The sequence below is a fragment of the Bacteroidota bacterium genome, from assembly GCA_013360915.1.
Classification (GTDB): domain Bacteria; phylum Bacteroidota; class JABWAT01; order JABWAT01; family JABWAT01; genus JABWAT01.
Genome location: JABWAT010000004.1, coordinates 19408 through 37842, shown reverse-complemented (window position 1 = coordinate 37842; position 18435 = coordinate 19408). Strand labels below are relative to the sequence as shown.

Here is an 18435-nt window from a genome sequence, read left to right as displayed (position 1 = left end):
CCCCGGCAGGAAGGCTTTTTTATTTCGGCCCGATCCGTTCTGCCAGGTCGTGTATCTGGCTTCTCAGTTGTCTGATCTCATTCAGCAATGCTTCCCGGTCAGAATCCTGCTTTTCCTGACGCGCCGCCGATGCTTCCTCTTCAATGGCACCCACCAGAATACCAATGAACAGATTGAGCACTGCAAAACTGGTGATTACAATAAAGGGAACAAAAAACAACCAGGCCCAGGGAAACACCTCCATGGCCGGACGAACCACACCATCTGCCCAGTTTTCCAGCGTCATGATCTGAAACATGGTGAACATGGAGGCCCCGAGATCGCCGAAATATTCGGGGAAGGCCTCACCGTATAGTTTGGTAGCCAGAACAGCCGTGATATAAAAAACCAGCATCAGCACGGCAATGATTGATGACATGCCGGGAATGGATGTCACAAAGGCATTCACCACACGCCTGAACTGAGGAATCACCGAAAAAAGCCGGAGGGTCCTGAGAATACGCAGCGCCCGCAAAACCGACACATTGCTGCTGAACGGAACCAGCGAGATGGCCACGATCAGAAAATCGAACCAATTCCAGCCATCGGTGAAGTATTTCCATCTGTAAACAGCCAGTTTCAGAAGGATTTCAGCCGTGAAAATGCCAAGCGCCACCTGATCGGCCAGATGAAGCCAGGTGCCGGCTGAAGCCATCAGGGAAGCAGAGGTTTCCATTCCCAGCGTGATGGCGTTCAGAATAATGACAACGGTGATGAAGGTTTTAAACCGGGGCGATTCAACCACCGCCCGGATGGACTCTTTTACAGACATATAAAGGTTGCTTTCATTGCGGGTGCTTTGAAAACAATGTCCCCGTCCCGTTAATTCCCTCAGGCGAGAACAGATGCAAAACGGGCCGAAGCCAGTTCACGGACCGTCTGGTCTCCGGTTGCGATGGTGAGGGTTTCCAGCAATCCCGACTCGGACCGGAAACGCCGGAAGCTTTCGGCCAGAGCCTGCAGAGCCGTTTCCTTCTGCAATCCATCCGGCAACCAATCTTCCAGCGGCATCCAGACGGTTTTCAACTGATTGGCTTCTGCCACCATCAGCCCATAATAAAAGGCCTTTCGCAAGGCGGCCTCTGTCACTGGCTTTCCCTCCAGCCCGACGGCTGCACGGATGACCGCAGAGACACTTTCCAGCCTTGTCAGCTCAATAACTGCCATTCCCACGGGAATGTCACCCTGGGTAGCCCGCTCAGCGACAGCCCCTTTCAGGATGCCGTGGCCATGAAGGTCAGTCCAGGACCCGACCGGATGGCCTGAACCGGTCACCGGCAGCAAAATGGCATCGACCGGGATGGTGGGGGTGGTTTGATGGATAAACTGGCAGGTTGTCATGGTGGTCTTCCGGAAATCTGCGAAAATGCATCAGTTAATGCCCGCTTTCAAGAACGATTAAAACACGCTTACCATATAGAAACAAAACCGATCTGTTAGTATCTTACTATTTTTTCGGATAAAACCATGAGAATACTAGTTGTAGACGACGAAAAACCACTCGCCGATTTTTTACGGAAAGGCCTGATTGAGGAAGGTCATTCCGTTGATGTCGCCCATGATGGCGTGGAAGGCTATGCCAGAGCATCGGAAGAACGATTTGATCTCGTAATTCTGGACTGGATGATGCCCGGTCTTGAAGGAATTGAGATTTGCCAGAAGTTGCGGTCGGAACAACCCGAACTGCTCATTATCATGCTGACCGTTCATACTCAGGACAGTTATGCGGTCCGCGGATTCGAGGCCGGAGCTAATGATTACATCAGGAAACCCTTCAGTCTCAAGGAACTGGTCGCCAGAATTGCAGCGCTCGGAAAACTGAAAAATGCCACCAAGACATTCAAAATCTCCGCTGCCGATCTGGAACTGGATCTGGTGAGCAAAAAGGTTCTTCGTGGCGAAAAATCCATCTATCTGAGCAACAAGGAGTTTTCCCTGCTCGAAATCCTTGTCACCAATAAGGGGAAGGTGGTTTCCAAAGCAGATATTCTCAAAGCCGTCTGGGATATCGATTTTGACCCGCAAAGCAACATTGTGGAAGTCTTCATCAATTCCCTCAGGAAAAAGATTGACGATGGGTTTCCCCTTAAACTCATCCAGACTGTTCGTGGAGTCGGGTATCAGATAGAAGAATTATGAGTGGCCGGTTAGCCGGTTTTTTATCCTCGCTGAAAGGGAAAATCACCCTCTGGTTTGTGGTTTCCATTGCAGCACTCATGATCATTTTTTCGGGCATGATCCTGTTTTCGGTCCGGTTATGGATGATTCAGGCTCGCGACACCGACATGATTCAGCTGAGTACTCATATGATTACCCGGCTTCAGAATCAGACCACGTTAACGCCCACTTCAACCTTATACCCGTCGGTCCTGACCTCCCTCGAAGCCGAAACAATCGAAAGTAAATTTCTGGTCTGGGTCCTGGCACCTGATACGTCCATTCTGTTCGAATCGGAACCGGCCAGACTCTCTGGCCTTGGTTCCAGAATCAGGAAACCACAGTCGGGTGACTTACCCATGTTCGTTCCGGTACCCGGCATGAACCGGAATTTTAAAAGTCTTTACTACCCGTTCACCTTCCCGGCTCTTGACCAGGAATCTCACCGTCTGACCGGCTGGATTGTAACAATAGCCGATAACCGGGATGTGACCGAGTTTATTAATAACCTTACCCGGGTTCTCATTGGCATGATCATAATCGGGGTGATCATCGCCCTGGCCTTCTCTATTATCATTGCCGACCTGTCTCTGCGCCCGCTTACCGACATTATCCGTACGGCCCAGAGTATTACCATCAGCCATCTTGATACCCGTATTCCCGATTACCGGGACGATGAGGAAGTCAGGATGCTGGCCCAGACCCTGAACCATCTGCTTGAGCGACTGCAGGGCAGTTTCGACCAGATCAGGCAATTCACTGCCGATGCCTCCCATGAACTTCTCACCCCGCTCACCATTATCAAAGGGGAACTGGAACTGGCGCTCAGCCGTGACCGGGACTCGGTGTACTATAAAACGTCTCTGACCAATGCACTCACTCAGACCAATCAGCTGATTCACGTGACTCAGACTCTTCTGAAAATTTCACGGGATGAAATCAGTGAGGAACAGGTCGAAAAGGAAGCCGTTGACCTTAAGATCATCTTTTCGGTTCTGGTCGGACAGTTGAATTATCTGGCTGCTCAAAAATCCATTCAGATCAGCAATCAACTCTCTGACCCGCTGCCGCTGGTGCTCACCAACGAGAACCTTATACACACCCTTTTTATTAACCTGCTCGATAATGCGGTGAAATACAGTCCGGCTGGTTCAACGGTTTGCATCAGAAACGTCTACAAACCCGCCTTCGGCGGACTGTCGATTGAGATTGCCGATGAGGGACCCGGGATTCCGGTTATCGAACGGAATAACATCTTCCGGCGGTTTTACCGCATCGAAAAAAGCCGGTCGAAGGATACCGGCGGATCGGGTCTTGGATTATCACTGGTAAGCAAGATTATTCAACTGCTCGGTCTCACAGTCGATATCCGGTCCAACCGCCCGAAGGGAACCATTTTTACCGTTACCTTCCCCGATTCTCATCTGATTCAGGGTCAATCGTAGCCGTTTCACTGCGCCTGACGTCTTCCAGCGTCGGGAACTTCCAGATGACCAGTGACCCGATCAGGGCACCGGTGGCATGCCCGGCCACCAGCCAAATGCTGTGATAAAAGCCGATCCAGGAAAGCACAAAAGAAATCCAGATAAAAATCACGATCATCCATTTGGACCGGCGTCTGATGGCACGGTAATCTCTGAAATCGGTGATCAGCGGACCAAAGATCCGGTGTTTGGTGAGCCAGTGGTGGGCCTTGTCGGAAGACCGGTAAAAAAACCAGGTGGCCAGCAGCAGAAATGGGGTGGCCGGAATGAAGGGCAGCACCACTCCCAAAACAGCCAGCCCGGTAGACAACGCTCCGAGAATAAAAAAAACGACCTTAACTACCTGATGCGTCATACCATCGGCCGGAAACCGGGACACTCAGTCATGAACCGGCCCCCATCAGAGGTTTGAGCACACTGCCCGATTTTTTAAGCATCTCACGCGGAACCGATGCCCGTATGGCATCCGCAAGGGCATCCATGATGGCCCGTTTCAGGTAAGTCCGACTGTAAACCAGACTGATTTCGCGGGTGGGAGCCGGTTCACCAAACTGCTTCAGATTCACTGGCTTCTGATCCCAGGAAAGCACCATCAGCTGGGGAAGCAGGGTGACACCGAATCCCTGTTCGGCCAGACGGCGCAGCATATCGAGACTTCCGCTGATAAAGGTGGCTTGTGGCTTCTCATGTACCACATCATGTGCACAGATCTGCAAGGCCTGATTACGGAAACAATGGCCTTCTTCCAGCAGCAGCAGATCGGATAGATTCAGGTCATCAGGTGCCAGAAACGGTCGTCCGATAAGGGGATGGTCATCGGGCAGAAACGCATTGAAAGGCTCATAATAAAGCGGCAATTCGAAAACACCCGGCCGTTCAACCGGTGTGGCCAGCACGCCGGCATCGAGCTGATCTTTCTGAATCAGTTCGAGGATCGCATCGGTTTGCAATTCATTGACCTGCAGGGTCACAGACGGATGGCTGATTACAAAGGATTTCAGGAACCGGGGAATCAGATACGGACCGACAGTGGGAATAATTCCGATCCGGAGGTCACCGGCAATCTGCTGATTTCCCGCCGAAGCAATTTCTCCCAGCAGTGAACTTTCACGGAGAATCAGCCGGGCCTGTTCAATGATCTTTTCACCAAGCGGAGTCGGCACAACCGGCGACTTACTGCGGTCAAAGATGATCACTCCCAGCGATTCCTCCGCCTTCTGTATCTGCATGCTCAGTGTGGGCTGAGTGACCAGGCAATGCCGGGCAGCCTGATTAAAATTCCGGTACGTGTCGACCGCCGTCAGATATTCCAGTTGAGTCAGTGATACATTAATCATGGCCAGGCTTCAGTCATCCATTCCTATAAATTCCATCTCAAACTGCCGGTGGAGATCCGGCTTCGGTGTCTGAGCATATCCTGAGAACACTTTTTGAACCTGAATCGTTTGCTCCTGCCTCAGAAAAGAGAGCCTCCAGTCTTTCCAGGCCATGACCAGCGACCCATCGGCCTGCTGCCGGATTCGCTTGTAGGGGTGAGGGAACGGATCGGTGGAGAGCACCAGAAGAGCCCTTGCCCGGAACCCGGTGATGCCATGCTGCTCCAGCCAGGAAAGCTGACGCAAAGCCATCAGAGACCATGCAACCGTAAAAACCCGGGAAGTATCATCATTGCTCTGCGGAGAGATCCAGCCCGAGGTTGCATCGGGCTTCGCTTCAACGGCTGGAAGGTAGGGTTTGATATCCAGCACCGGGGTGCCATCGAGCAAATCGATTCCCGAAACCGTAATCCGGTTTTTACGGATGCTGATAATTTTGACCAGAGATAACCCGATGGGATTCGGCCGGTGCGGACTCCGGGTGGCAAACACACCCCGCTTGACCGACGATCCGCGCGGCGGCTTGACCATCGGATTCCAGCCTTCTGCCTGATGAAACCATGAAATGACCCACAGGTGACTGAATCCGGCCAGATCCCGAAGCGAGGTCCCCGGTTGAACGCCGGGAATCAGCTCAATCACCCCGGTTTGTTCACTGACTTCCACCCCCGGCTGACGCGGAGCCGAGTACTTTTCCTGATAGGGAGACCGGATCACTCCAATGGGCGTCAGCTGCACCGGCTCAATTAAATGTTGATTAATCTCGGAAGTCATAGTCGGCAGGCGATTGTATCGCGATTAAATGTTTAGCAAGTTAGATGAAAACAGGCCGATTTCGGGGTTTAAATTAAAATTCCGTTGGAAAACCCGAAATCTGCATTAAAGCTACATTGGAATATCCTCTTTTCATGATAGAAAGTAAAGATCAGTCAAACGGTCAGGCCGGACTTCAGATCAATGTGAAACCAACCTCGATCAGTGTCTTAACCGACCCGGTCAGACAGTTTCATTTTGATTACAACGGTCGTCTGATCGGCTTCTCGGACCACGGCGACCATTACCGGATGGGCCTTGATGGCAATCTGCTCTTCCGATCCTCCAATCCGGACCGGTATGATCACTTTCTCACCGATGAAAACCGGGACCAGAAACTGAAGGACTGGAGTGTTGAGTGGCAATCCTGGCTGGCTGCTCCTGATACCAATATGGATGTCCGGTTCATCGATTGCGATCCCATTCCCATCAGGGAATTCATGCTGAGGCCCGTTCTCTTTGCCCGAAACATCGGCTATAACCTGGAACAGTTCCGGTCCATCTGGGGTCATATTCCCATTGTTCCTCCCGAGTTCTATCAATCGGTCATTGTGAACTTTTCCACCGGTTGCAGCTACGATGACTGTTCCTTCTGCAGCTTTTATAAGGACAGACGATTCCGGATTAAAAACGTGCCGGAAGTGAATGAACACCTGAATACCATTTCAGATTTCCTCGGTGAAGGAATCACCGCCCGCCGGGATATCTTCATCGGTGAGGCCAATGCACTCGCCATTCCGAACCGCCGGTTCCTTTTTCTGATGGATGAACTGCAGGATTGGATAAACCGGATTCAGTTGGTCTATCCCCGGTTCCGGGTCAGCCGTATCGGAAGCTTTATGGATGGATTCACCGCCGATCAGCGAAGCAATTCAGACTGGAGAGCTCTTCGCTCCTCTGGACTGACCGATATTGCCATCGGAATCGAGTCGGGTCATACCGATCTGCTCAATGCAGTGGGCAAACCCTATCCTGCCGACCTCATTGCTTCCACCATCAACCGGATCAAATCGGCTGGTTTTACCCTGCAGCTGATTTTCCTCATCGGTCTTGGGGGTCACTCCTGGCGTGACCGCCACCGGGAAGCCTCCATGAAACTGATCAGCCACCTCGACCTCGGACCTGAAGACCGGATTCAGCTTTCCATTTTTAATCAATCCCTTGCTCCGTCGCATTACCCGTTCGGAACGGATTTCCTGTCCCCCGACGAACTGGAAGCTGATTTCCTGTTGTGGAAACAGGACATCGCACGGATCAATCCGGAATTGAATGCCAGAAAGTATCCCACCCGTTTCTTTCTGATCTGATCGGCCTCCGCCCCACATCCTCTCTTCTTGTTTATAAAAAGATCATCATGTCTGTTTGTTTGCAGAAATAAATTTTTACAACTTCTTGACAAGTAATGGAACCAGCCCTACCTTTGGTTCCATCTGTAAATGCACGTGGTCTTTATATATTAAGATTAAACCTTTGTTTACCTTAAAAAAGACCTGAATACCGGGGTGGTTTCAAAAGTTTGGAAACACCTCATGACCAGATCCGCTTCCGGAGTGGAACCAGGATCAGCCGAAACAAACCATTGTAACACGCTCTGAAAGGAAACTCATGAATAAATCGCTTCTTTTTTCAACCGGACTTGCTCTCTCTCTGATGGCAGTCGGTTGCAGTGATCCCGCTTCGATGTCTCAGACCGAATCAGCGGGCGAAACAGCCTCCATGGGCAAAGTCAAATATGCAGCCCTGGATAACGAATTTGTAACCGGTGAAGTGCTGGTAAAATTTAAAGCCGGAACTCTGGCTTCCCAGCGAAGTTCGGTCCTTCGGGCCGTTAATTCCGAAGTGAAGGAAACCATCCATACTGCCAGCATGAAATCGGCCGGTATTTCTGAAGGCATCACCGTTCTTAAAACAGGTCTGGGTGTTCAGACAGCTATTCAGAAACTGATTGCTTCCGGTGTGGTTGACTATGCCGAGCCCAACTACATTTATCAGCATCAGGCCACCTCAAATGACACCTATTACACCAATGGCTCCCTGTGGGGCATGTATGGGGATGGCTCCTCACCTGCCAATCAGTATGGAAGTCAGGCCGCTGAAGCCTGGGCCGCCGGCAAAACCGGATCCAACACCGTTTGGATCGGCATCATTGATGAAGGATACATGTATACACACGAGGATCTGGTCGCCAATGCGGGTACCAACCCTGGTGAAATAGCCGGAAACGGCCGCGATGATGACGGCAATGGTCTGGTTGACGATGTGTACGGATGGGATTTCGACGGAAATAACAACACCGTTTTTGATGGAGTGGGAGATGACCACGGAACACACGTGGCCGGCACCATCGGTGGCGTTGGCGGAAACGGTAAAGGAGTGGCCGGTGTGGTATGGAGCGTAAAATTACTGAGCGCCAAATTCCTCGGCAGCCGTGGCGGTACCACTGCAAATGCCATTAAAGCCGTTGATTACTTCACCGACCTGAAAACCCGTCATGGCATCAACCTGGTTGCCACAAACAATTCATGGGGCGGTGGCGGCTATTCCCAGGCTCTGGCCGATGCCGTTGAACGTGCCAATGCAGCCGGCATCCTGTTTATCGCAGCCGCCGGAAACAGCGGAACCAACAATGATGCAACACCCAGCTATCCATCCGGATATACCAGTGCTAACGTTATTGCAGTGGCTTCCATTACCAGCACGGGCGGACTTTCCAGCTTTTCACAATATGGTGCAACCAGCGTGGATATTGGTGCACCAGGGTCGGGAATCTGGTCATCTGTGCCTAAAAGCTCCAAAGGCAAAGTCGTTTCAGGATATGCCAGCTACAATGGCACATCCATGGCTACTCCGCACGTGAGCGGTGCAGCAGCACTCTATGCCTCCACTCATCCCGGCGCTACTGCCGCTCAGATCAAAAGCGCGATCCTGAGCAGTGTGGTTCCGACTGCCTCTCTTAACGGAAAAGTTTCTACCGGCGGACGACTGAACGTCAGCGGATTCTGATCCTTCCGGAATTACCAACTTTAAAGGCTGTCCATCAAACGGACAGCCTTTTTTTTTCTAGAACATCACCTGCCATTTCGCTGTCACACGAGCCGCCGCACCTGTTTCCTCTTCCCGCCACGCCACATTTAACTGGCATTTGGTAATCGGCGAGGGAAACCAGTTCAGGCCCGTCACCCATTCAGACAACCGGTTCCCGTACCCATCATGACTGATCGACTGAACCCGTAACAGAAACTGCAGGTCGGGATGAAGTAAATAGCCTCCGGTCAGGTGAAAACCATCCACCCGGATGGTGCTCAATTCACGACGGTCCGCAATAAGTCGCGTGTATTCGCCACTCAGAAGCCAATCTCCCTTCTGATGCCGGAAGTCCCCTCCCAGCAACGTGCGGATTCCGGAAAAGGCAGCCAGTTCCTGCTGATCAGGTGCCCCGGCCAGACGAACCGATTGATCGGAAGACCGGGCGGCATTCAATCCGAATTCAGTGATGGGTTCGGTCAGTGACCAGCCGGCCTGCCGTGGAACCGGATACCATTCCAGCCGTGCGACATACAGAAAATCCCGGTTATCATTTTTCAATCCGGAACCAATGCCATTCCCGTTGAAAACACCCCCCCTCACCCGGGCTTCCCTTCCTGCAGTCCGCCAGGTGAACATGAGTCCGGTTTGCCGGCCCGGCGACAGACGGTCAGAAACAAAGGACCGTTCGGTAAACTCGATTTCACCAGCAATAATGGTATATTCGGCACTGTAAGGAGCCCTGAATTGTCCGGCATCCACTCTGAAACCGGCCGGACTCTGATACCAGACATAGGCATCGAGCAGCGAATAGGATTTTACAAAGTTGGTCAGCAGGAAATAACCAACTCCTCCAATGGGTTCACCGGTCAGTTTCAGGCGCATATTTGACACATACAAGCCGTTTGACGTGGTTCCGGACTGAGATGACCACTCACCCATGGTCTGAAACAGGGCCCCGATTTTAAGGGAAGGAATAACCGGCGTGCTGTCCTTTTCCCTGGCAGTGGGATCAGAAGGCTGACTAAGCACCGGCCGGAAGGTCAGAAGCAGAAATACAAGCAGAAAGTGGGATAGGTTGATCATGAAAAATCCAGAAACGGAAAGAAAATAAAGGTACTCAATTCATGAATAAGATCAGACCGATGATCCTGGGGTTCATGGTCATCCAATTGCTTTCGTCAGGCTGCGAAAAGGAACCCGGGTTTGATGGATATCCCGATCAGCTGACGCTCGAAACCGACAAAGCCACTTACCTTCCCGGTGAGAGTGTCCGTTTTACCCTGAACGAATTTCCCGGGAGCGGCTACACCATCCGCTATTTTCATCTCGACAGTCTGATTCACTCACATCCGCTATCGGGCTCATCGTGGACCTGGATGCCACCAACAGAGGATTTCAAAGGTTACCTGATCACCCTGTCTGGTCCCGAAGGACCCGCTTCAACCGTACAGACTTCGATTGCCATTGATGTTTCATCCGACTGGACCCGGTTCCCCCGATACGGGTTTATTTCCCACTTCGGCGAATCGGCACCGGTCACTGAAGTGATCCGGTCACTTACCCGCTACCGGATCAATGGCCTGCAGTTTTATGACTGGCATTTCAGACATCACCTTCCTCTGGCCGGAACCCGGTCCGAACCCGCTGCCTCCTGGAAGGATATCATCAACCGGACCAACCACCGATCCACCGTCAGCCGGTATATAACCGAGGCTCACAACCGGAATATGAAGGCCCTTTCCTACAATCTGGCATATGGAGCCACCTCAACAGCCCAATCTGAGGGGGTTCCGGCCACCTGGTTCCTTTATAAGGACAAATCTCATGCACAACCCGATCTTCACGTCCTTCCGAAACCTCCCTTTCTCTCAGACATTTATGTGGTTCATCCCGGCCTGACGGAATGGACCACCTGGCTGGCTCAGCGGAATGACGATGTGTATGCAGTCTATCCCTTTGACGGATTTCATATTGATCAGCTGGGAGACCGGGGAACCCTGTATGATTATGATGGAAAAACCGTTGCACTGACCGGATTGTTTCCCGGCTTCATCGCAGCCATGAAATCGGCCCACTCCGAAAAGGATCTGGTCTTTAACGCCGTTAATCAGTACGGCCAGTCGCAGATTGCCTCCACCGATGTCGGATTCCTCTACACCGAGGTCTGGTCCCCCAACAACGGCTATGCCGACCTTGCACGGATGATCACCACCAATGAACAGTATTCCGGCGGTAAAAAGCGGACGGTACTGGCTGCTTACCTGAATTATGACAAGGCCAGTTCACCGGGCGAATTCAATACACCGGGAGTTCTCATGGCCAATGCCGTCATTTTTGCCTTTGGCGGATCTCACATCGAACTCGGCGAACACATGCTTGGCAAGGAATACTTTCCGAATAACAACCTGAAAATGCCTGCCGGACTGACGTACCGGCTCACCACCTTCTACGATTTTCTGACTGGTTACCAGAATATTCTCCGGGATGGCGGATCCCTGAACGCCGTGACGGTCACAGCACCAGACCAGGCTGTCACCATTAATCAATGGCCACCGGTCGCAGGAAAGATTTCCGCCATCGGTCGCCGGTTTTCCAACCGTCAGGTGATCCACCTGCTCAATTTCAGTAACAACGCCTCTCTCGACTGGCGCGATACCAATGCGAACCGGTATCCACCGATGAAATTGGTCAATCTGAAGGTGGTTATTCAAACGGGAGATCCGGTTAAGAAAGTGTGGGCCGCTTCTCCCGATCACCGGTTTGGTGACCCGTTCCTGCTGGATGCACAAATGGAAAGTGGCCGTGTGACGGTCACCCTTCCCACACTTGATTACTGGACGATGCTGGTTCTGGAGTGGTAACCGCTACTCACTGAGCAGCAATTCAATGTCACGGAAAGGAACCGAAAACAAATCGGTCAGACTGGTCTTGGTGCAATAACCCCGGTATACATAGGTTCCGTTTCTCAACGGAAGGTTTTTCCAAAGTGCAGTATTCATATCGGGTTGGTCACCAATATCCAGAAGAAAAGGAAGCAAGGCGTTGGTCAGGGCGGTGCTGCTGGTTCGGGCCACGAATGAATTGATATTCGGTACGCAGAAATGGGTGATTCCGTGTTTAACAAACACCGGATTGGACATGGAGGTCGGCCTGCTGGTCTCAATGCACCCACCCTGATCGATGGAAATATCCAGAATCACCGACCCGGGTTTCATGGCCTTGACCATGTCCTCGGTAATGATGTAGGGGTTTTTCTGACCGCGGACGGCAATGGCCCCGATCAGAACATCTGCAAACCGGACCACCTTGTTCAGAAAGTGCATATTGGAAATGGCAGTCACCACACGCCGGTCCAGCCGCTGATCCACTTCGCGCAACCGTCCCAGATCCCGGTCAAGAATCATCACCTGGGCACCGGCACCCAAGGCGCTGCGGGCTGCCGACTCTCCCACAGTTCCCGCACCGAGGATAACCACGGTGGCCGGCGGAATGCCGGCAATCGCCCCCAGCAGGATGCCACGTCCTTTTTTATCCGATTCCAGATAGCGGGCCGCAATCTGAATACTCATCATGCCGGCAATCTCACTCAGCACCCTGACCACCGGTAACTCCCTGGCCTGATCTTCAATGTATTCGAATGCGATACCGGTGACCTGCTTGTCAATGAGTGTCCTGAAGTAGTTCTTTCTCAGTGTCCCTAGATTAAGAGCCGAAATCACCACCTGGTTGGGCTTGATAAGGCTGCATTCCTCTTCGGTCAGGGGCAGAACTTTGACAATCAGCGTCGATTTATTAAACAGCTCATCAGGGCTGTACACGATGAAGGCTCCTGCCGAAGCATACTCATCATCAGAATAATGACTGTCGGCACCTGCACCCCGCTCAACAAACACTTTGTGTCCGCGCTGAACGAGCGTGCGGATGGCGGGTGGAGTGAGGCTGACCCGGCGCTCTTCGCTGGTCCGCTCTTTCGGAACACCAATTGCAAGTTCATTACGGGCAGGATCAAAAATCCGTATCTGCTCCTGTGGGCTCAGGACCACCTCTTCCTGAATGTTGAGCAGGTCTTTGTATAGCATTTACCGGATCCGGGAACTGGCCTGTATGCGTCGGATGTCTAACTGAACAGAAATAATGGCTCCTGCCACAGCCAGAAATGCCACTCCGGTCACAATAAAAAAGGCAGGGGTGGGAGATGAAAGAAGGAAAAGTCCGTTATTGGCTGCCACTCCCATGGGATTGGCCACCGACCCCAGAAGGGGCTCAAAATGTCGGTTGATCTGGTACACCTGAAGAGCGGTAAATCCGGCTACGGCCCCGATCCCCAGCATGGCCAGCCAGCACCATCGTATCTGGACTGTCAGTTCGGCCAGGGTTCCCTTCACGTTCAGATGAAACAGACCCACCAGAGAAACAATCACCAGCAACGCATGTCCCAGTGTATTGATAAACCAATACTTGGGCTTCAGTGCCTCAAACGAAAACAAGCCTGTCCCCGAACTGGTATCGAGTACCAGTGAAACCGCTGTCAGTTCAAATACCATGGGCGGATCCGATTCATCCACCAACCCAAGAGAAAAATGCCAGGTGGGAATCCAGAAGGGAATCACGGCGGCCACCAGGACCACCAGGAGAAACAGATGTTGTCGTCGGATCATCAGAACCTGTTGCTATTTAACGGGTTTTTAAAGTTAAACAATTGAACAGGATTTTCAAATGAACCACCGGATAAGCAGGTAAGTGATTATTTTTTAATCACTTATAAAGGATTCAATCCGGGACCTTTCCGGTCCCGGATTGCCTCAATGATCAGAAGGAGACGTTAAGTTGCAGATATCCCCACCAGGCAGGGTCCTTGCTGGCATACAGAGCCTTCATATACGGACCTGGAATAAAGGCCGATGCACCTGCAGTCAGTTTCATTCCTTTGACGATCGGACGGGAAAGTGTAAAATCGGCTTCATATCCCAGACCAGTCTCTCCGTTCATCTCCTCAAAACTGTTCATCAGGTGAAAATCGGCCATGCCAGTCAGCGACCAGGGCAATCCATCCTGTTTTACCTTCAGATACAGATCCTGCAACCCACCTGCCGGATTGGCCAGAAAATAATCCATGTATCCGTAAAACTTGTGGTTGGTGCCGTACCCCACGAAAAACGTGTTGTATTCCGATGAACCCGCCTCTGTGCCGCTCAGAAGGTCAGCCCCTGCAGTAAGCAGACTTCCCTCGCCGGTCAAACCAGAAAAGGCCACATTCACAGCAGCCATCCATGCCTGAATATCCATGTTTTTAAAGGTGCCGGTTTGCCAGGCTCCTTCGGTGGTCAGCGTGGTTCCCTGCAGTTTCCAGACCATGGTGCCCCCGGCCGTGTACCGGTCAATCGGAACGGTGGGGCTGTTATCGGATTCATACAGCAGAAATCCTTCAAGAGTGACAGACTCATGAGCATGAGTCAACCAGGCTCCGTACAAATCGGATCCCTGGTTTTTAATGGCTGACCACGCAGGAACCGAGGTGGCTGCCTGATTTTCCCTGACAGTCAGTGCAAAGAAATCGAGTGAACCGAGCAGCGGTGTTTTTAACCGGAACCCATCAAAGGACCGGCTGGTCATCGACCACCCGACCGATCCGAGAATGCGTTCCGATCCGTAAGCCACTTCAAACCGGCCCGCCTGAAGCGCATATCCTTCCGTCATTGGAACCAGAACATAGGCCTGATGGGCTCCGAAGGAGGGCGAATTACTTAAGGTGGATGGTTCTCCGCCCAGGGTCCGGGTATCCTGCATTTCAATCACTGCTTTACCGAGATTTTCAAACGTCGCAGTAGCAGCCAGACGGGTCCGCATGGTCGAAAACAGATTGGGCGGTGTTTTATGATTAAAATCCCGGCCATCGGCTTCGCTTCGAAGCTGAACCGATCCTGTAAAGGCAATGGGTTCCGGAGTTTGCGCGGTCATGCCTGATGCCAGAAGCAACAGACTGGCTGAAAAGAGGACTTTCATATTTTTTCTCACCTGGATTGTTGATAGGTTTTTTCACGTTCAGCCGCAGCAGCATCCCATTGTGGCACCACGGTCTTCAGAAACTCCGCCTTCTCCTCCTCTGCTTTCTTCCTGTCAAATCCGATATAAGCCTGTGCCTTATCCTTGGTGGTCAGATCGGGCAGTTTCACCAGATCGGTCATTCCCTTTCTGGCCAGAACCCGGTAGATTTCCAGACGGGCTTCCTGTGCCTTATCGATGGCGGTTCCCAGTATCCGGGCTGCTTCCTGCGGTGCATGGAATCCCACTCCATTGGCAGCGGCCACATAATCCCACCGCCATTGTGCATGCCGGATGGCCGTAAGCGCATTCTTCATTTCAGCTTCAGTGGCCCCGGCATCCCAGGCTGCCTTTGCCTCAATATGGGCCGTGGCAATGGTTCGTTCGGCGATGACCCGCAGACTCATAACTTTTTCCTGACGGTCACGGACATTTTCAAACAGGGTGGCTTCACTCTCACGGTGACAGGTCTGACAGGAATTCGCCACATTATTGAGCGGACTCTGTACATGGTGATCGGTGAATTTCACACCGCCTTCGGTTTTGTAGGGCATGTGGCAATCGGCACACGACACGCCCCGCTGAGCATGAATTCCTTCCTGGAACAATTCATAATCGGGATGCTGTGCTTTCAGCATGGGGGCCTTGCTGACCTTGTGGGTCCAGTCGGTAAACTGGATCTGATCATAGTAGGCTTCCATGGCCTCAACTCCCATTCCGCCATCCCATGGGAAGGTGAGATACTTCCCATCACCCTTGAAGTAATATTCCACATGGCATTGGGCACAGACCAGGGACCGCATTTCATTGTGGGTGGCATCCGAAATATTTTTCCCGGCGCGCTCAAAGGCCTCGGCCAGCGCCGGACGGGTGATCCGCAGATTCATGGTGGCCGGATCGTGACAATCCTGGCACCCGATCGAATTCACCACCTCACTGCCATAGTCGGTCAGTTTGCCCTTGTAAAACTCGGTGATTCCTTTCATATCCATCACCCGGGGCACATCGGTACTTTTACAGGTCCAGCAGGTCGCCGGCATCGGTCCGCCGGTGCGCAGAGTCTCCCTGATATCCTTCACAGCATAATAGTGTCCCCTGGCCTGCTTGTAATCCTTCGAAAACGGATAGCCCGCCCACATCACCACCATGGCCGGCGATTCTTCCAGCAGATCACGGGTGGCAGCACCTCCGAACGGACTGCGGAACGTGGTATCTGCAGTGCGGATGTAGGATTCATACTCCCTCGGGAATTGCTCTCCCCAGACTGCATTTCGCGGTTCAAACTCGGGCAGCGGAGCAAAGGCCTCTCTGGCCAGACGCGATTCGGTCCGGCGTTCTACAACGGAGGAAGCCAGGATGGCCACCAGAAAGACGATCACAATGGTGCCCAGAAATAGAACCCATCCGACCCAAGGACGTTTTTGAATGATTTCCACTAGTGATTTCATGGCTGATTCCTGTTACTGGTTTCGTTTGGTTTTTGTTCAATAAGTCTGGTGACCGTCTCTGAAAGAACGGGAGAAAGGGATGGAATGCGTGCGTACGGGGAAGAAGAAAGGCTGTTGACCCGTCCGTGCGGGGTTTCCCGGTGACAGGACCAGCAGGTCTTTCCTTCAATACCAGGGTGAACCGGTTCGGTCACCTTTGTGTGACAGCGGATGCAATTATCCTGAATGACCGGAACCGCACCTTCATTCAGTGTAAAAACCTGCGGCTCGGCACGCATGGTGAATACAGAGGCATGGCGCAATCCATCCTGCGCTTTGAAATAATACTTTTTAAAGACGTTATCATGCGGCACATGACAATCATTGCAGACTGCCGTCCGGGCATGCGAGCCATGTTGCCAGGTTGTGTAGGCCCCCGACATTACATGACAGTTCAGGCAAGCCTCAGGATCATCGGACAGGTAGGAAACCGCATTGGAAATGTACGCCGTATAGACCGCCAGCCCCGTCAACCCTCCCAAAAGAATCAGGACGAGTGGCCGCCAGGCGGGTGGCGGATACAACCATTTCAACCAGGTCATACGACACCTCATTCCATTTATGGACTAATAGGTATAAATTTAGAAAATACGGGTGGAATTTGGAAACGGCGAAAGATTAGAAAATGATTAGCAGGGGAATAGGGGGGGGTCGCTTTTACAGTCCGGACCGGCTGAGAAGAGTGGTAAGAATCTGGTCCGGTGAACCTGCGGCCAGCGGATCGGGACCGGCCAGAACCCCATCCGTCTTCAGCGGTCTGCCACCTGCCCATACATCGGTAACCAGATCGGAACTGGCCTCATGAACCAGAAAGGCATACCAGTCCTCATCGGTCCCAGGAGCCGACAGACGACCTGGATGCATGAAAGTGAGCAAGGCCAGATCGGCGGCCTTTCCTGTTTCAACCGATCCGGTCTGATCGTCCAGATGAAGGACTTTTGCCCCTCCGAGGGTGGCCATTTCAAAAATGGCTCGGGCTGGTATGACTCCCGGTCCCTCTTTCAGGTTCTGAAGCAGCCCTGCCAGATTCATTTCCCTGAATCCATCCAGCCGGTTGTTACAGGGAGCGCCATCGGCCGCGAGCCCGGTTACCAGTTGTTCAGATTTCAGACGGGCAAGGGATGCAATACCACTGCCGAGTTTCAGATTGCTCGATGGACAGTGAATCAAACGGGTCCCGGTCTCACGCAGAAGCCTCAGATCCGTATCCGATAGCCAGATTCCATGTGCAAGCCCCGATTTCGGAGACAGCACACCCAGTTTCGCGAAGTGAGGAATGGCATCCTCACCTACCGCCGACTTGACCGCTGCCGATTCTTCCTGCTGCTCGGCTGCATGGGTATGCCAGAAGGAATCCGGCACCCGTTCACACAACCCAAAGGATTCCTTCAGCAACGCATCCGAACAGGAAAGGATATACCGGGGAGTCATTGCATAACGGATCCGACCGTGATCCCGGCCGTGCCAGGCTGCCATCTGATCGGCAGCAGATTGCAAGGCTTTTGCGGTTGGCTCCTGCAGACCCGGGAACAGGTCATTCCGGTCCATCAGGGCTTTTCCTGCCAGCGCCCTGATTCCCGATTCCAGAATGGCATGCAACACCGATTCATAGTGAAAAACCGATCCCATATCCATTATCGTGGTGGTTCCGCCGGCAATCAGTTCCCTCAGCCCCAGAACGGCACTCAGGTACATGGAATCAGGATCATGTGCCGCTTCCAGCGGGAATATCCGGTCACGCAACCAGGCAAGTAGGGGCCGGTTTTCCGCCAATCCCCTGAAAAGGGTCTGGCACAGGTGAATATGGGGTTGTATCAGTCCGGGAATCAGAACCGATCCGGGACGATGAATCAGATGGACGGGTTGATGACCGGCCAGTAAGGCCGCATCAAACGGACCCACATGCAGAATCCGGCCCTCACCGAAAAGGACCAACGGATCCCGGATGATTCCCAACGGGGTGTTGGTCACCACCGCCGCACACCGGATGGCAGTCTTCATGAATCAAAG

At 52.5% G+C, this 18435-nt stretch carries 17 protein-coding genes; 5 read left to right on the top strand and 12 right to left on the bottom strand.

Translation table 11 applies throughout. The features are described 5' to 3' along the window. Positions 1-19 precede the first annotated feature (19 nt). Together HUU10_07390 and HUU10_07385 are read right to left on the bottom strand one after the other, a co-directional pair. A complete protein-coding gene (locus HUU10_07390) occupies positions 20-811 on the bottom strand; it encodes an ion transporter (GenBank protein NUQ81421.1) in 792 nt (263 codons plus the stop codon). Between the two features lie 59 nt (positions 812-870). Beyond that, the gene (locus HUU10_07385) at positions 871-1380 is read right to left on the bottom strand and encodes a hypothetical protein (protein NUQ81420.1); all 510 of its coding nucleotides are present in this window, start codon (positions 1378-1380) and stop codon (positions 871-873) included. A 126-nt stretch (positions 1381-1506) separates the two neighbouring features. Here HUU10_07385 and HUU10_07380 point away from each other — a divergent pair, with 126 nt between their 5' ends. Next, the gene (locus HUU10_07380) at positions 1507-2178 is read left to right on the top strand and encodes a response regulator transcription factor (GenBank protein ID NUQ81419.1); all 672 of its coding nucleotides are present in this window, start codon (positions 1507-1509) and stop codon (positions 2176-2178) included. Beyond that, complete coding sequence (locus HUU10_07375; GenBank protein ID NUQ81418.1) at positions 2175-3641, top strand: HAMP domain-containing histidine kinase; 1467 nt, start codon at positions 2175-2177, stop codon at positions 3639-3641. Before HUU10_07380 ends, HUU10_07375 begins: the two co-directional genes overlap by 4 nt. On the opposite strand, the gene HUU10_07370 is transcribed toward HUU10_07375, so the two are convergent. Genes HUU10_07370 through tsaA form a run of 3 tightly spaced genes read right to left on the bottom strand, consistent with a single transcriptional unit; the run spans position 3601 to position 5830 of the window. Then, positions 3601-4035, bottom strand: coding sequence for a YbaN family protein (locus HUU10_07370; protein NUQ81417.1), 435 nt, complete (start codon positions 4033-4035; stop codon positions 3601-3603). The two genes, HUU10_07375 and HUU10_07370, sit on opposite strands and share 41 nt — an antisense overlap. 28 nt (positions 4036-4063) lie before the next feature. Beyond that, positions 4064-5017: a LysR family transcriptional regulator gene (locus HUU10_07365; GenBank protein NUQ81416.1), complete on the bottom strand. Its 954-nt coding sequence runs from the start codon at positions 5015-5017 to the stop codon at positions 4064-4066. 9 nt (positions 5018-5026) lie between these two features. Further along, a complete protein-coding gene (gene tsaA, locus HUU10_07360; protein NUQ81415.1) occupies positions 5027-5830 on the bottom strand; it encodes a tRNA (N6-threonylcarbamoyladenosine(37)-N6)-methyltransferase TrmO in 804 nt (267 codons plus the stop codon). Positions 5831-5964: 134 nt separating this feature from the next. Here tsaA and HUU10_07355 point away from each other — a divergent pair, with 134 nt between their 5' ends. Then, positions 5965-7176: a radical SAM protein gene (locus HUU10_07355; protein ID NUQ81414.1), complete on the top strand. Its 1212-nt coding sequence runs from the start codon at positions 5965-5967 to the stop codon at positions 7174-7176. A 298-nt stretch (positions 7177-7474) separates the two neighbouring features. Next, positions 7475-8872, top strand: coding sequence for a S8 family serine peptidase (locus tag HUU10_07350; protein NUQ81413.1), 1398 nt, complete (start codon positions 7475-7477; stop codon positions 8870-8872). A gap of 57 nt (positions 8873-8929) precedes the next feature. Here the strand turns inward: HUU10_07350 and HUU10_07345 are convergent, their stop codons facing one another. Next, positions 8930-9979 carry a hypothetical protein gene (locus HUU10_07345; GenBank protein ID NUQ81412.1) on the bottom strand — a complete coding sequence of 350 codons (1050 nt, stop codon included), beginning with the start codon at positions 9977-9979 and terminating at the stop codon, positions 8930-8932. Positions 9980-10020: 41 nt separating this feature from the next. Between HUU10_07345 and HUU10_07340 the strand changes: the two genes are divergently transcribed. After that, entirely contained in the window at positions 10021-11757 is a 1737-nt protein-coding gene (locus tag HUU10_07340) for a cycloisomaltooligosaccharide glucanotransferase (protein ID NUQ81411.1), read from the top strand. A 3-nt stretch (positions 11758-11760) separates the two neighbouring features. Here HUU10_07340 and HUU10_07335 read toward each other — a convergent pair whose 3' ends face one another. From HUU10_07335 to HUU10_07310, 6 genes are all read right to left on the bottom strand, one after another. Next, entirely contained in the window at positions 11761-12975 is a 1215-nt protein-coding gene (locus tag HUU10_07335; protein ID NUQ81410.1) for an alanine dehydrogenase, read from the bottom strand. After that, a complete protein-coding gene (locus HUU10_07330) occupies positions 12976-13554 on the bottom strand; it encodes a hypothetical protein (protein NUQ81409.1) in 579 nt (192 codons plus the stop codon). Between the two features lie 151 nt (positions 13555-13705). Further along, positions 13706-14899: an alginate export family protein gene (locus tag HUU10_07325; protein NUQ81408.1), complete on the bottom strand. Its 1194-nt coding sequence runs from the start codon at positions 14897-14899 to the stop codon at positions 13706-13708. 8 nt (positions 14900-14907) lie between these two features. After that, on the bottom strand, positions 14908-16386 hold the full coding sequence (gene nrfA / locus HUU10_07320) for an ammonia-forming cytochrome c nitrite reductase (protein NUQ81407.1): 1479 nt from the start codon (positions 16384-16386) through the stop codon (positions 14908-14910). Continuing rightward, on the bottom strand, positions 16383-16967 hold the full coding sequence (nrfH, locus tag HUU10_07315) for a cytochrome c nitrite reductase small subunit (protein NUQ81406.1): 585 nt from the start codon (positions 16965-16967) through the stop codon (positions 16383-16385). The genes nrfA and nrfH overlap by 4 nt, the downstream gene beginning before the upstream one ends. 115 nt (positions 16968-17082) lie before the next feature. Then, positions 17083-18426 carry an amidohydrolase family protein gene (locus HUU10_07310; GenBank protein ID NUQ81405.1) on the bottom strand — a complete coding sequence of 448 codons (1344 nt, stop codon included), beginning with the start codon at positions 18424-18426 and terminating at the stop codon, positions 17083-17085. Positions 18427-18435: the final 9 nt, after the last annotated feature.

Coding starts and splice junctions, on each gene's coding strand:
- HUU10_07390 (NUQ81421.1), bottom strand. CDS start 811: ATGTCTGTAAAAGAGTCCATCCGGGCGGTGGTTGAATCGCCCCGGTTT.
- HUU10_07385 (NUQ81420.1), bottom strand. CDS start 1,380: ATGACAACCTGCCAGTTTATCCATCAAACCACCCCCACCATCCCGGTC.
- HUU10_07380 (NUQ81419.1), top strand. CDS start 1,507: ATGAGAATACTAGTTGTAGACGACGAAAAACCACTCGCCGATTTTTTA.
- HUU10_07375 (NUQ81418.1), top strand. CDS start 2,175: ATGAGTGGCCGGTTAGCCGGTTTTTTATCCTCGCTGAAAGGGAAAATC.
- HUU10_07370 (NUQ81417.1), bottom strand. CDS start 4,035: ATGACGCATCAGGTAGTTAAGGTCGTTTTTTTTATTCTCGGAGCGTTG.
- HUU10_07365 (NUQ81416.1), bottom strand. CDS start 5,017: ATGATTAATGTATCACTGACTCAACTGGAATATCTGACGGCGGTCGAC.
- tsaA (NUQ81415.1), bottom strand. CDS start 5,830: ATGACTTCCGAGATTAATCAACATTTAATTGAGCCGGTGCAGCTGACG.
- HUU10_07355 (NUQ81414.1), top strand. CDS start 5,965: ATGATAGAAAGTAAAGATCAGTCAAACGGTCAGGCCGGACTTCAGATC.
- HUU10_07350 (NUQ81413.1), top strand. CDS start 7,475: ATGAATAAATCGCTTCTTTTTTCAACCGGACTTGCTCTCTCTCTGATG.
- HUU10_07345 (NUQ81412.1), bottom strand. CDS start 9,979: ATGATCAACCTATCCCACTTTCTGCTTGTATTTCTGCTTCTGACCTTC.
- HUU10_07340 (NUQ81411.1), top strand. CDS start 10,021: ATGAATAAGATCAGACCGATGATCCTGGGGTTCATGGTCATCCAATTG.
- HUU10_07335 (NUQ81410.1), bottom strand. CDS start 12,975: ATGCTATACAAAGACCTGCTCAACATTCAGGAAGAGGTGGTCCTGAGC.
- HUU10_07330 (NUQ81409.1), bottom strand. CDS start 13,554: ATGATCCGACGACAACATCTGTTTCTCCTGGTGGTCCTGGTGGCCGCC.
- HUU10_07325 (NUQ81408.1), bottom strand. CDS start 14,899: ATGAAAGTCCTCTTTTCAGCCAGTCTGTTGCTTCTGGCATCAGGCATG.
- nrfA (NUQ81407.1), bottom strand. CDS start 16,386: ATGAAATCACTAGTGGAAATCATTCAAAAACGTCCTTGGGTCGGATGG.
- nrfH (NUQ81406.1), bottom strand. CDS start 16,967: ATGACCTGGTTGAAATGGTTGTATCCGCCACCCGCCTGGCGGCCACTC.
- HUU10_07310 (NUQ81405.1), bottom strand. CDS start 18,426: ATGAAGACTGCCATCCGGTGTGCGGCGGTGGTGACCAACACCCCGTTG.